Raw genomic sequence first — 13,045 nt, 5'->3', positions numbered from 1 at the left:
TGTGAAGCCGCCATGCTACACCAAAAAAAACCGCCCCGAAGGGCGGTCGTGAGCTAACCATGCGAAGTCAATGTCTTACCACTTGTAGTTGGCCCGCACGTAGTAGTATCCGCCGTTGATGCCGAACGGCGAGAACGATGGCAGCACCGTCACCGCCGCGTTGTCCAGCGCGGCGCGCTGGTCGGCCAGCAGCGCCGGATTGACGCCGTTCGGGTAGGTGTTGAACAGATTGTTGGCCCCCACCGCCACCGACCACGCCGGATTGACCTTGTATCCCACCTCCAGATCGGTGATCGCCTTGGCCTTGATCTCGGTCTTGTGATAGACCGAGCCGTCCTCGCTGCCGTAGTCGTTCGATTTGCCGTAGATCGCTTCGCGCAGGTTGATGGTCCAGTCGCCGATCTTCCACAGCGCGCCCAGATTCACGCGCATCTTCGGCGAGGCCGTCTCCAGGTTCGAGATGGCGGTCTTGTCGAGCAAGGTTTGCGGCAGCAGCTGCGTCGGCGCCTGGTTGATCTTGGTGACTTCGACCTTGTTGTAGTTGGCCGCGATCGACCAGTCCACGCGGCCGTAGGCGCCGTAGTTCTCGTTCAGCGTCGTGACGAACTCCAGTCCCCGGCTGCGGGTGTTGACCGCGTTCGAGAAGATGTTGATGCCGGTCTGGCTGACGGTGCTATCGAGCACGTTGCCGTTGGCGATGATGGCCGCCGTCACGGCCGGCGAGTTCACCGCGCCGCCCGAGCCGTACAAGGCGCCGGAACCGACGATGCGGTCGCGGATCTTGATCTGGTAGACGTCGAACGTGATATTCAAATTGCTGGCCGGGTTGAGCACCATGCCGACACTGAGGTTGGTGGACGCCTCCGGTTTGAGGCCGTTGACGCCGACCAGGCGCGCGCCCGGCGAATTGGGCGCCAGCTGCACGAAGGCGCTGGTCGGGCCGACGTTGGTCGCCGAGTAGTACGATTCGGCCAGGGTCGGCGCGCGGAAGCCGTTGCTGAAGGTGCCGCGCACGGCCGCCGTCGGCGTCAGTTCGTAGCGCGAGGTCAGCTTGCCGACCCTGGCGCTGCCGAAGTCGGAGAAGTGCTCGTAGCGCCCCGCCAGGTCGACCGTCAGATCCTTGATCGGATTGCCGGCGATGTCGATGTAGGCGGCCTTGTTGGTGCGGCGGTGGCTGCCGGCGTCGGTCAGCGAGAAGCCCGGATACGACTGCGAGCCCTCCTTGTAGCGGGAGGCGGCGTCGCCGGCCTGGATCTCGTACTTGTCGATGCGGTGTTCGACGCCGGCGGCGAAGGTCAGCGGCTTGCTCCAGCCGACGTCGAATTCGCGGCTCGACTCGAGCGTGGTAGTGAGCTGGCTGGCGATGAAGGCGCCGGCCTTGAAGGTCGTCGGCGAGAAGCCGGTGTCGGCGAACAGCGAGGCGTTGGCCGAGTCCTCGACGCCGATCTCGGACTTGTCACGCCCGTAGGTGGTGCTCAGGTCCAGGTTCCACTCGGCCAGCTTGCCCTTGACGCCGCCGGTCCAGCCGAAGTCCTTCTGGTTGATCTTTTCCTTCGGCGAGAAGCCCTGCGGGTACATTTTCGGAATACGGGTCGGCAGGCGATAGTTCTCGTAGGCGCGCGCGACCTTCTCGCCGTAGGTGGCGATGCTGTAGATCTGCACGTCCTTGGTCACGTCCCAGCCGAAGTTGGCCGCCAACACCTGCAGGTGGTACTGGGCGTCGCCCTGGATCTTGTTCAGGTACGGGTAGCCGGGGATCGACGTCATGCCCGGCGCGGCGGCCAGGTTGCCGGCGTCGAGCAGGCGCGGGTCGATGCCGCCACGGTCGCTGAAGTCGTGGTACTTCGATTCGGCCGTCACGCTCAGGAAGGCGTCCTTGAACGGCTCGAAGCCGACGTTGGCCGAACCGCCGACGGTCTTGCCGCCGCCGTCCCAGTAGCCGCCGCCGGTGGCCGAGGCGGTGCCGCCATGGTCGTTCGATTTGAGGATGATGTTGATCACGCCGGCGATGGCGTCGGAGCCGTATTGGGCGGCAGCGCCGTCCTGCAGCACCTCGATATGGTCGATGGCCGACACCGGAATGAAGTTCAGGTCGGCCGCGGCGCCGCCCTGGTACGGGCCGCCCAGCACGGCCAGGTTGGCGGTGCCGTGGCGGCGTTTGCCGTTGATCAGCACCAGCGTGTTGTTCGGGCTCAGGCCGCGCAGGCGGGCCGACAAGGTCAGGTTGGCGGTGTCGCCGCCGAAGGCTTGCGCGGTGAACGACGGCAGGTTCTGCGCCAGCGCCTGGATCAGGTCCGGCTGGCCGGTGCGCATCAGCGAGGCCGAGTCGAGCACCTGGATCGGCGAGGCGCTGTTCTCGGCCTTCATGCCGCTCGAGCGGGTGCCGGTGACGATCACCGAGCCGGCCGACGCGGCGTCGGGCGCGGCGGCTGCCGCTTCGACGGCAGCATCGACGGCGTCGGCCGGATTGGCTGCCGCATTGGCTGCCGCATTGGCTGCAGAAGCGGCGCCGATCGCCAGGGTGGACAACACGGCTGCGACGCCGATCTTGAGTGTGGCCTTATGCATATTTTAAATCCCCAGTTGAATAATAATAAGAAAAGTAAGACCTGAACCCGAACCTGAACCTCATTCCAATACCGCTTATTTTTTGGCGGCGACCACCTCGATCTCGACCAGCCAGCCAGGGTTGCTCAAGCCGGCCACCTGCACCACGGCGCGCGCCGGCAGGTTGGGCTGCGTGCCGCCGAAGTACTGGGTGTAGGCTTCCATGAAGCCCTTGGTGTCGCCCTTGCCGCCCTTGGCCGGATCGCCGACCAGGTAGACGGTCATCTTGACGACGTCCGACATCTCCAGCTTCATGCCCTCGAGGATCTCCTTGATCTTCTTGAGCACCGTCTCGGACTGCGCCTTGGTGTCGCCGAAGGCGGCCAGCGAGTCCGGCGCGGCGGCCTTGTCGATCACCGCCGGCACCTGGCCGCTGATGAAGTGGATGGTGGCGGTCGACGGGATCGTCACGGCCAGCGCGATCGGGAAGTCCGACCCCGGAATCTTGTGGCGCACGATCTCCGCCTTCTCCTCCACCTTCGGCGCCTTGGCGGCGGCCATCGCCGGCGACGCCGACAACAGGGCCACGGCGGCGGAGATCAACAGAGCGGTGGCGGATTTGGTGAGTGCTTTGGTCATGGTCTCGTCTTCCTTGGGTTGTATAGAGTGGTAATCAGTGTTTGTTCGACATTTCGGCGCTGCCGAAATGGGCCACGCCAAGCGTGTCGCGCAGTTTGAGCACCTCGGCCTCGGTCAACGCGTCGGCCTTGTTGCCCCAGCTGGCGCGCACATAGGTCAGAATCGCGGCCATATCGGCGTCGCTGATGTTCTCGCTGAAGTCGGGCATGCCGCCGCGGCCCTTGAGCAGCACCGTGGCCACTTCGGCGTGGTCGCCGGTGACGAATTTGCTGCCGGCCAGCGCCGGGAACGCGCCGGGGATGCCCTTGCCGGTGGCCTGGTGGCAGGCCGCGCAGTTTTTCAGGAACAGCGCCTTGCCGTCCGGCGCCGTGGTGGAAGCCGGCGCCTGCGCCTGCGACGGGGCCGTTGCGGCGGCCGCGAAGGCGGCCACGATCACCATCGCGGCCTTCAGTAACGTGTCCCTCATGCGCTGGCCCTCGCGTGTATCCTGGCGATCTGCTGCCACGCCGATTCGATGGCGCCGGCCTGCCAGCCGGTCAGGTAGCTCAGGTGCTCGCCGGCCAGCATGATGCGGCCCTCGCCTTCGAGCAGGGTCGGATAGGCGGCCGCGCGGGTCTTCTCGGTCCACTCGGCCCAGCCGCCCAGGTTGTACTGCACGCGGTGCCACGCCACCGAAAACGCGTTCTCGTATTCGTCGCGGTACTGCGGGAAGATCTTCTGGCCGGCGGCGACGGCGAATTCGGCGCGCTCGGCCGGGGTCAGCGCGCTGACCTCGATGGCAGCCGTCTGGTACTGGTAGTAACCGAGCAGCACGCCCTTCTTCTTCTGCCAGCCATACGACGGCATCGAGATGGTGTTGATGCCTTTGAGGTCGGTGAGCACGTGGCCGCCGTAGATGTTGTCGTCCTCCTCCCAGAAGCGGCGCTTCATCTGCAGGCCGATCTTGCCGACCGGCGCGTAGGCGACCGTGGCGACGGCCTTCTTGAACGCGTCCGAGAAATCGGTGTCGATCTGGCGCAGCACCGACAGCGGGATGGTGCACAGGCAGTAGTCGGCCGTCACGCTGGAGGCCTTGCCGGTGGCGGTGTCCTTGAACGCGATGGTCACGCCCTTGTCGTTCTGGCGGATGGTCTGCACCTCGGCGCGGTAGCGGATGGTCTTGCCGACGCGCTTTTCAAACGCCTTCGGGATCGCGTCCATGCCGCCGACCGGCTGGAACATGGTCGCCTGCATCGGGAAGTCCTGCACCGCGCTGTAGACGTTGCCCAGTTTGGAGGCCAGCAGCTCCTTGAAGCCCAGCGGGTCGGATTGCTTGCCCGGTCCCGGCTCCATGCCGGCGCCCGGATAGACGGCGAAACCGCGCCCGGTGCGGCCCTTGTATTTCAGGTCGGCGCCGGCCAGCTGGCCCTCGTGCGCCAGGTAGTCGAGCAGCAGGCGCTTGTCGTCGGCGGTCAGCTCGGCGTCGAGCTGGTTGTTCTTGATCGACTTGGCCAGCATCTCGTCGACATGGCCGCGCATGTCGGCCTTGACCTCCTTGATGCGCAGGCGCTTGCCGGCGAAGGGGCCGGCGTTTTCGGAATACACATAGGAGTGGTCGTTCTCGTTGACCATCACCTCCAGCGGCACCTCGAACAGGCGCGTGTAGTGCAGGGTCGACTGGTGGTGCAGCGGGATGCGCCACGGGCCGTGGTTGATGTACTGGCCCTCGTCGAAGGCGCAGGTCTGTTTGTCGCCGCCCAATTCGGTCAGGCTGAAGCCCTTGCGGGCGGTCTGGCAACGGCCGCCGGCGAAATCGCGCGCCTCGAGGATCTGGCACTGGTAACCGAGCTTGCCCAGCTCGAAGGCGGCGGTCAGTCCGGCCAGGCCGGCGCCGAGGATCACCACCTTCTTGCCTTTGCCGCTGCCGCTCAGCGCAGGCGGCGCGGAAGACGTCGAGCCGATGCCCATGCCCCAGGCGTTCATGGTGTTTAACAGCAGGCCGGTGCCGCCGACGGCGGCGGCCCGGTACAGAAAGTCCCTACGGGTAAATGAACTAAACGGTTTAAACGGTTTTACTGTTTTGCTTTCCATCGGTTTCCTCACCAGTCTGCCTGAAATAACTTGGGTGACTTGCTTACCCATAGTTCCAATCTAGCAAGGCGCGTGCCACGGGCAGCAAGCAAAACAAACATGCTTCACAACGAAGGCAAGCCTTGTGGAGCAAGGCTCGCTTTTATCGAACAATGTTTTTACATGGACCCCGCGTACGCTCCGGACACCCGCGACGGCAAGCGGCTGGCGACAAACTTTATTCGCGTAAAACGGACTTTATTCGCGGCGCGGCGCGACGCGCGCGGGTGGGACCGGCGGCCGGGTAGACGGCGCGCGGCGGCGCCGCGCACCAGCAAGTGGCACATAAAAAAGCGGGGATGGGAGGATGCACGACGCTGGACCGCACCGCCGCCGGCGGCGCGGGTGACTGGCCGCGTCTCAGCCGGCGAAGCTGGCGAGGGCCGGTGCGCCGCTGCGCGCCAACGGCGCGGACGATGTTGACGATGCGGACGACCCGGGGGAGGCCGCCGCCTCGCGCGGCAGGCGGGCGATTTCCTCGGCCGACAGGTGGCGCTGCGCGGCGCAGGCGTCGTCCAGGTGGCAGGCGTGGAACTGCATCGGCGCAGCCGGATCGAGCAGGTAGATCATGTCCAGGTTGGACGGATCGTAGGCGACCTTGACGCTCCAGTGGCCGCGCAGGCGCGCGCGGTCGAACCAGCGCTCGTTGATGGCGCGCGCGCAGGTGTAAGTACTTTCGAACAGGCGGATGCCGTCGGCGCCGACCTGCGCCGACGCCACCGGCATCAGGCTGCAGCGGATCAGGTGCTCGGGATAGGTTTTGAGGCTGCCGCCCCGGTGCGCCACGCCCCAGTCCCACAGCTGGCGCGGGGTGGCGTTGCCGGCGTGGGACAGCGGGTGGCGGTTGTTGTAATAGAGGATGCAGTCGATGACGATGCGGGTGAACTGCTCCAGATCGAGCACGCCGTCGAGCCGGCACGGCGCGCCCTCGTCGTTCGGCGCCAGCAGGCGGAAACGCTTTTCCAGCACCGCCTTCCAGTCTCCCGGGCCGTCGTCGACGGCGACGCAGCGCAGGTTGAAGTTATTCAGCAAGGCCGGGTCCATGCCGCCCTCGCCGCCATCGCGGCCGGCCGTCAGCGCGGCGTTGGCGAACAGGGTTTCTGGTAGGTGGCGGCACGGCCACTGCGCCGGCTCGATGCGGCGGCCGAACTGCTGGCTGTAGCGCTGTTTGTCGGCGCCGCAGTTGGCCAGCGCCAGCATCGCCTGCGGCCAGCTGGCCGGCCCCAGGCCGATGTAGACGCCGGTGACCAGGCGGCTGAACGAATCGACGGCCAGATAGATGCGCGGGCGGCCGACCGCTTGCCGGCGGTCGGCGCGCGAGACCAGGCACACCTCGGCGCAGACGGCGTCGAGGTAGAAACCGGCGCCGGGCCGGCCCGGCGGCAACGCTTGCGGCGCCAACGCCGCCGGCTGGCCGGCCAGGGAGGCCAGCGAGGCCGGCGTGGCGAACGGGGTGGGCGTGGCGGGGCCCCACGGCGCGGCCGCGCCGTCGCCCCGGCGCGCCACCTCGGGCGGACGGTCGTCGTCGTGGTCGAGCCAGTAGTTGAACTGGCCGAAGGTCGGCAGCACGGCGCTGCGCCCGGCCGGCGTGGTCAGCACGCGGCCCGATGCTTCGTCGATGCGGCGCTCGACGAAGAACTCGTCGAGCATTTGTTCATAGGCGCCCAGGCGCGAGAACTTGGCGTGGCCGGCGGCGTAGCGGGCGATGGCGACGCGGAAGGTGCGGCGGATTTCCTCGTCGGCGTTCAGGCCCGGCCCGGCGTCGGCGCCGTTCTTGCGCGGGCGTCCGCGCTTGACGCCGGCCGAGGCCTGGCGCACCTTGCCCTTGCCGCCCGAGTTGCAGTAATCGGGCAACAGCGCGTTCGGGGTCTGGCCACGCTGCCAGTAGCGGCGCAGGTAGCGGTAGATGGTGGGATGCGAGACGCCGTGGGCGCCGGTGGCGCGGGCGATCAGCTGGCCGCGCTGGCGGGCCTCGTAGATGCCCGGCTCCAGCGCCACCAGCGGCTCGATGATTTCCCAGGCGCGCGCCCGCAGTTGCAGGTGTTTGGCCGGCAGCAGGTCCTGGCTGACGACCATCAGATAGGGGTCGGCCGGCAGCACCGAAGCGCGGCCGGCCCGGATGTCGGCATGCAGCACCGACAGTTGGACGAGTTCTACATCGGCCGAGCGGGCCGCCACGTCGAAGACATAGGCGTGGCTCTGCTCGGGAGCGATCCACAAGATGCGGACGGTGCGCGGAGACGGATGCGTATAGTGCAGCAGATCGTTCCGCAGTAGCATTAGCGCCCCTTGACGGTGAATGGCCGGCTGTCGACGATGATGGCGTACGGGCCGGCCTGATTATGCTCGCGCAGCATCTGCGGCTTGAGCGAATCGACAAAGATGTTCCACAGCTTCCTGAATGATGTCATCTCAATGCTCCGATCTAAACGACTTGTCTCCAGGTTGAGGCGCCTCGGCGGGCGCGCCTTTTATAGGGATGTGCTATCACATATGCAATAAGCGGGCCAGCCTTGCCGAAAGGCAGCTTCTCCTATGAGAGTGATTCATGCGGGGTTTTCAGGGAGTGGTGTTTGCGGCACGTCAAGCTTTGTTTTGGTGCAACGCAACAGATGCGCGCACCTTGTCTGTGCAACAACACGCAATGGGATGAACAACGGAAAACGGGGCCTTTCGGCCCCGTTCTTGATGCGGAAGATGCTTAGTATTTCTTGCCGGCAGGCTTCTTCTTCGGCGGCGTCGACTTGCCCGATTCCGGCGGCATGCGGTCGGCATGACTGATTTTCAGCTGCGCGCCGCCGACCCAGACCTTGCCCAGATGCTTGAACAGCTCGTCCGGCATGCCATCAGGCAACTCGACCATGCTGTAGGTATCGAAGATCTCGATGCGGCCGATATGCTTGGCCTCCAGTCCCGCCTCGTTGGCGATGGCGCCGACGATGTTGGACGGGGTGGCGGCGTTGTTGCTGCCCACTTCGATGCGGAAGGCGCTCATCGGCAAGGTGACCTTGCCCGGCTTTTCCTTTTTCTTCTTCGGCGCGGCGTCGTCCAGTTCGGCGGCGTCGACGCGGGCGGCGCGCGCCAGCGGCGAGCCGGCCGGCTTGTCGGCGGCTTTATCGGCGGCTTTATCGGCCGGCTGGTCGGCGGCGGGCGCCCTGGCCGGGACGGTGGCCCTGGCCGGCGCCGGACGGGCCGGTGCCGATGGCGCCGGGGCCGATGGCGCAGGGGCCGATGGCGCAGGGGCGCCGTCGCCGTTATCGCGGCTGATGCGCAGCTGCTGGCCGGCGACCTTGATGCCGGCCAGGTGATCGAGCACGTCGCCGGTCAGGTTGTCGGGCATATCGAGCACGCTGTAGTCGTCGTAGATCTCGATGCGGCCGATATGCTTGGAGTCGATGCCGCCCTCGTTGGCGATGGCGCCGACGATGTTACCCGGCTTGACGCCGTGCTGGTAGCCCACCTCGATGCGGAAGGTCTGCATGCCCGGATCGGCGGCGCGCACCACGCGCTCCTTTTTCGGGAATTTATCGCTGCGGTCCGGACGCTCGGCGCGGTCGCCGCGCTCGAATCGATCACCACGGTCACCACGGTCGCCACGGTCATGGCGCTCGAAGCCGACCTGACGGCCCGGCCGTTCGTCCCAGGTGGCGGCGGCGGTCTGCTGCTTCTTATCGAGCAGCAGCGGCACGTCGCCGCGCGCCATCTTGGCCAGCGCGGCGGCGATCTCGATCGCCGGGATGTTCTGTTCGCGCTCGAAGTCCTCGATCAGCGACTGGAACTGTTCCAGCTCGCCCTGGGCCAGGGTTTCGCTGATTTGCGACTTGAATTTGGCGATGCGCACGTCGTTGACCGCCTGGATGGTCGGCAGTTCGAGCATGCCGATCGGCTGGCGGGTGGCGCGCTCGATCGATTTGAGCAGGTTTTTCTCGCGCGGGGTAATGAACAGGATCGCCTCGCCGCTGCGGCCGGCGCGGCCGGTGCGGCCGATGCGGTGGGTGTAGCTTTCCGGATCGTGCGGCACGTCGTAGTTGACCACGTGGCTGATGCGCTCGACGTCCAGGCCGCGCGCGGCGACGTCGGTGGCGACCAGGATGTCGATCTTGCCGTCCTTGAGCTGCTGGATGGTGCGCTCGCGCTGCTGCTGCTGGACGTCGCCGTTGATGGCGGCGGCCGAGAAGCCGCGCGCCTGCAGCTTGCTGGCCAGTTCCTCGGTCCCGAGCTTGGTGCGCGAGAAGATGATCATGCCGTCGAAGTTTTCCGCCTCCAGGATGCGGGTCAGCGCGTCGAGCTTGTGCATGCCCGACACCAGCCAGTAGCGCTGGCGGATGTTTTCGGCGGTGCCGGTCTTGGCGGCGACGGTGATTTCCTTGGGGCTGCGCAGGTAGGTGTTGGCGATGCGGCGGATCGCCGACGGCATCGTCGCCGAGAACAGCGCGGTCTGGCGGCTGTCCGGGGTCTCCTGCAGGATGCGCTCGACGTCGTCGATAAAGCCCATGCGCAGCATCTCGTCGGCCTCGTCGAGCACCAGCGTTTTGAGCTTGGACAGGTCGAGCGAACCCTTGTCCAGGTGGTCGATGACGCGGCCCGGGGTGCCGACGACGACGTGCACGCCGCGGCGCAGCGCCGACAGCTGCGGGCCGTAGCTTTGGCCGCCGTAGATCGGCAGCACGTGGAAGCCGGGGATGTGCGCGGCGTAGGTCTGGAAGGCCTCGGCCACCTGGATCGCCAGTTCGCGGGTCGGCGCCAGCACCAGCGCCTGCGGGGAGGTCTGCTTGATGTCGATGCGCGACAGGATCGGCAGCGCGAAGGCGGCGGTTTTGCCGGTGCCGGTCTGCGCCTGGCCCAGCACGTCGAGGTTATCGAGCAGCGACGGGATGGTGGCGGCCTGGATCGGCGATGGCGACTCGTAGCCGACGTCCTTGAGGGCCTTGATCAGCGGCGCGCTCAGATTCAGATCGGAGAAAAGGGTGATGGGGGAGGTTGGGGTGTCAGACATGGCGTCACTCACAAGTATGTTCGAATCGCCTAATTGCGAAAGAAATTTGGGCGTAGTTTACTCTGTCTCGCCGGTTTCAGCCTTTTTTTGCGTGAAATCGCCCGTTTTAAGGGCAAATTAAGGGTGGTCACGGCGTTCCCGATTGCCGTCCTATCGTGCGCGCCCTATATTGGCCGCTCCCCCGCCCCTGGAGAATGCCATGCACCCGATCCGCTCCGCCATCCTGGCCGCCACCGTCGTTGCGAGCGCCCCCGCCCTCGCCGCCACCTATGGGCCGCAGCTCGAAGGCTTCGCCTATCCGCACAAGCTGCGGTACTACGCTTTCACATCGCAAGGCAAAGAGCTGCAAATGGCGTACATGGACGTGGCGCCAACGGCCAAGGCCAACGGCAAGACGGCGGTCCTCATGCACGGCAAGAACTTCTGCGGCGCGACCTGGGAGCAGACCATCACCGCCCTGAGCGCGGCCGGCTACCGCGTGGTGGCGCCCGACCAGATCGGATTCTGCGCCTCGACCAAGCCGGAACACTATCAATACACCTTCCAGCAGCTGGCCGCCAACACCGGGGCGCTATTAAAGAGCATCGGCGTCAAACAGGCCGCCATCATCGGCCACTCGACCGGCGGCATGCTGGCCACGCGCTACGCGCTGATGTATCCGGAGGCGGTGTCGCGGCTGGTGATGGTCAATCCGATCGGGTTGGAAGACTGGAAGGCGCTGGGCGTGCCGGCGCGCAGCGTCGATCAGTGGTACGAGCGCGAATTGAAGATGACGGCCGACAGCGTGCGCGCCTACGAGAAGTCGACCTACTACGTCGGCCGCTGGAAGCCGGAGTACGAGCGCTGGGTCGATATGCTGGCCGGGATGAACGCGGGACCGGGCAAGAAGATCGTGGCCTGGAACTCGGCGCTGATCTACGACATGATCTATACGCAGCCGGTGGTCTATGAATTCCCGCTGCTGAAGGTGCCGACGTCGCTGATGATCGGCGACGCCGACACCACCGCCATCGGCAGCGACATCGCGCCGCCGGCCGTCAAGGCCCAAATCGGCAAGTACGAGGTGTTGGGCAAGCAGGCGGTCAAGCAAATCCCGAACGGCCATCTGGTGGAATTCAAAGGCATGGGCCACGCGCCGCAGATGGAAGATCCGGCCGCGTTCCACCGCGCCTTGCTCGAAGAGCTTAACCGCTAAAAATGCCGTGGCGCGGCGGGGTGGGCTACCCTGTACGGCGCCCTGTGGTAAACCCTCTCTTTAGACTTCTCTTTTCTTCTCTATTTCTCTTCTTTGAACTCTTTTTAAGATTAGCGATCTAAATAGAGGAGAAGAGAAGAAAAGAGAGGAGAAAAACGAATGTTTACCACAGTGGCCGCGCAGCTCTCTACCCCCACCCTGCTCCGACTGATCGAGTATTTGCGCATGCGCAGTGACTCGCATGATGTCTCGGAGGCGCTCAATATCGCGCTAGAGTTCTGGCTCGATTCCAAAAACGAACTGCCTCCCAATGCTGATCGGATCGGCATTCGAGGCTATCAATGGAAAACGCTTTTCCTGCCCGAAGGGACGATTCTGCGTTCGTGGAGCTATGGCGAGCATAACTACGCCCGCGTCGAAGGCGACAAAATCATTCACGACGGCCAGTCCGTCTCACCCAACCAGTTCGCGCGGCATTTCGCCCGCACTGCGCGCAACGCATGGTTCGATTTATCGGTACGCCGTCCCGGCGACAAGCAGTACAAGATGGCGGGACTACTACGCGAAGAACTGGCGCAAGAGAATATGAATCGAGACCTGGCGTCAACTGCGAAACCAAACATTCCCGAGTACGCTCCTACCGCTCTGCCGCCAGATGCCCCCGCTGCGAATCCAACTCGAACAGTTCCGGTAAAAAAAGAGGACTTCGATCCCGGATGGGATTTGCCGGAGCGGCGCAAATTTCGCTACCGTGTTGAGGACACTGCGTACTAACAAAAAAAGAGAGGCGGGTCGTATCCCGTCTCTCTTTTTTCTTGCGCCGCCCAGGCCGAAGGTCCGGGGCGGCACGTCGTGCGCCAGCTGGTGAAGCTTACGACTGGATTACTTGGCTGGCGTTGCCGGGGTTGCCGGGGTTGCCGGGGTCGCCGGGGTCGCCGGCTCCGCAGCTGCAGGCTTGGCTTCTTTTTCAGCCTTGGCCTTCTTGTGATGCGTTTTCTTCGCGGCGGTGTGCTCATGCGGCGCCGCTGGTGCGGCCGGCGTCGCGGCGGTTGCCGTTGCCGGGCTAGCAGGCGTCGCCGGCGTGGCTGGCGTTGCAGGAGCCTGGGCGAAAGCAGCGCCGGCGAACAAGGTGACGGCCAGGGTAGCGATAATCTTCTTCATGATATAGATCCTTTTAAAACGATATAAATTATTTAAATTATTTTAGTAAAACTGACCCTTTTTTTTACTTCTTCACTGCTACTTCTTTCGTTTCAACCTTGGTCACCGTCTCGGTGGCGGGGGCTGCGACTTTGGATTCTTTGGTTTCCTTGACCGTTTTGACCTTGCGGGCGCCGTGCTTGTCGGTTTTAACTTCGCTCTTCACTTCGGTCTTGGTCGTGGTCTTCGCTTCGGCGGCGACGGCCGGTTTGGCTTCAGGCGCGGCTGGCGCGGCGGCTGGCGTCTGGGCGAATGCTGCGGTGGCGAACAGGCCGGCGATCAGGGAAGCGATAATTTTGGTCATGATGTGTTTCCTTTTTCTGGTTTTGGGCAGCGGGACCATCCCGTGTCGCATGAGC

At 64.9% G+C, this 13,045-nt stretch carries 10 protein-coding genes; 2 read left to right on the top strand and 8 right to left on the bottom strand.

Annotated features, from left to right (window positions below; genetic code table 11):
• Positions 1-75: 75 nt before the first annotated feature.
• The 6 genes from NHH73_04845 to NHH73_04820 form a co-directional block, all read right to left on the bottom strand.
• A complete protein-coding gene (locus NHH73_04845) occupies positions 76-2,568 on the bottom strand; it encodes a TonB-dependent receptor (GenBank protein ID USX27636.1) in 2,493 nt (830 codons plus the stop codon).
• 75 nt (positions 2,569-2,643) lie between these two features.
• Positions 2,644-3,186: a RidA family protein gene (locus NHH73_04840; protein ID USX27635.1), complete on the bottom strand. Its 543-nt coding sequence runs from the start codon at positions 3,184-3,186 to the stop codon at positions 2,644-2,646.
• Between the two features lie 34 nt (positions 3,187-3,220).
• Positions 3,221-3,652, bottom strand: coding sequence for a cytochrome c (locus NHH73_04835; protein ID USX27634.1), 432 nt, complete (start codon positions 3,650-3,652; stop codon positions 3,221-3,223).
• Entirely contained in the window at positions 3,649-5,256 is a 1,608-nt protein-coding gene (locus NHH73_04830) for a flavin monoamine oxidase family protein (GenBank protein ID USX27633.1), read from the bottom strand. Before NHH73_04830 ends, NHH73_04835 begins: the two co-directional genes overlap by 4 nt.
• Before the next feature lie 399 nt (positions 5,257-5,655).
• Positions 5,656-7,575 (bottom strand): Mu transposase C-terminal domain-containing protein, encoded by a 1,920-nt coding sequence (locus NHH73_04825; protein ID USX27632.1) that lies wholly within the window; start codon positions 7,573-7,575, stop codon positions 5,656-5,658.
• A gap of 421 nt (positions 7,576-7,996) precedes the next feature.
• Positions 7,997-10,291 carry a DEAD/DEAH box helicase gene (locus NHH73_04820; GenBank protein ID USX27631.1) on the bottom strand — a complete coding sequence of 765 codons (2,295 nt, stop codon included), beginning with the start codon at positions 10,289-10,291 and terminating at the stop codon, positions 7,997-7,999.
• Positions 10,292-10,490: 199 nt separating this feature from the next.
• Here NHH73_04820 and NHH73_04815 point away from each other — a divergent pair, with 199 nt between their 5' ends.
• Positions 10,491-11,486, top strand: coding sequence for an alpha/beta hydrolase (locus tag NHH73_04815; GenBank protein USX27630.1), 996 nt, complete (start codon positions 10,491-10,493; stop codon positions 11,484-11,486).
• 159 nt (positions 11,487-11,645) lie between these two features.
• Positions 11,646-12,260, top strand: a complete 615-nt coding sequence (locus NHH73_04810) for a hypothetical protein (GenBank protein USX27629.1) — start codon at positions 11,646-11,648, stop codon at positions 12,258-12,260.
• Positions 12,261-12,368: 108 nt separating this feature from the next.
• Here the strand turns inward: NHH73_04810 and NHH73_04805 are convergent, their stop codons facing one another.
• Together NHH73_04805 and NHH73_04800 are read right to left on the bottom strand one after the other, a co-directional pair.
• The gene (locus NHH73_04805) at positions 12,369-12,647 is read right to left on the bottom strand and encodes a hypothetical protein (GenBank protein USX27628.1); all 279 of its coding nucleotides are present in this window, start codon (positions 12,645-12,647) and stop codon (positions 12,369-12,371) included.
• Between the two features lie 64 nt (positions 12,648-12,711).
• Entirely contained in the window at positions 12,712-12,990 is a 279-nt protein-coding gene (locus NHH73_04800) for a hypothetical protein (GenBank protein ID USX27627.1), read from the bottom strand.
• Between the last annotated feature and the right edge of the window lie 55 nt (positions 12,991-13,045).

The sequence above is a fragment of the Oxalobacteraceae bacterium OTU3CINTB1 genome (assembly GCA_024123955.1).
Taxonomy (GTDB): Bacteria; Pseudomonadota; Gammaproteobacteria; order Burkholderiales; family Burkholderiaceae_D; genus Rugamonas.
This window is presented reverse-complemented; position numbering and strand designations above follow the sequence as displayed.

Bases quoted from the DNA above. Each gene is read 5' to 3' on its own strand.
- NHH73_04845 (USX27636.1), bottom strand. From the start codon at position 2,568: ATGCATAAGGCCACACTCAAGATCGGCGTCGCAGCCGTGTTGTCCACC.
- NHH73_04815 (USX27630.1), top strand. From the start codon at position 10,491: ATGCACCCGATCCGCTCCGCCATCCTGGCCGCCACCGTCGTTGCGAGC.
- NHH73_04825 (USX27632.1), bottom strand. From the start codon at position 7,575: ATGCTACTGCGGAACGATCTGCTGCACTATACGCATCCGTCTCCGCGC.
- NHH73_04820 (USX27631.1), bottom strand. From the start codon at position 10,291: ATGTCTGACACCCCAACCTCCCCCATCACCCTTTTCTCCGATCTGAAT.
- NHH73_04830 (USX27633.1), bottom strand. From the start codon at position 5,256: ATGGAAAGCAAAACAGTAAAACCGTTTAAACCGTTTAGTTCATTTACC.
- NHH73_04810 (USX27629.1), top strand. From the start codon at position 11,646: ATGTTTACCACAGTGGCCGCGCAGCTCTCTACCCCCACCCTGCTCCGA.
- NHH73_04840 (USX27635.1), bottom strand. From the start codon at position 3,186: ATGACCAAAGCACTCACCAAATCCGCCACCGCTCTGTTGATCTCCGCC.
- NHH73_04805 (USX27628.1), bottom strand. From the start codon at position 12,647: ATGAAGAAGATTATCGCTACCCTGGCCGTCACCTTGTTCGCCGGCGCT.
- NHH73_04800 (USX27627.1), bottom strand. From the start codon at position 12,990: ATGACCAAAATTATCGCTTCCCTGATCGCCGGCCTGTTCGCCACCGCA.
- NHH73_04835 (USX27634.1), bottom strand. From the start codon at position 3,652: ATGAGGGACACGTTACTGAAGGCCGCGATGGTGATCGTGGCCGCCTTC.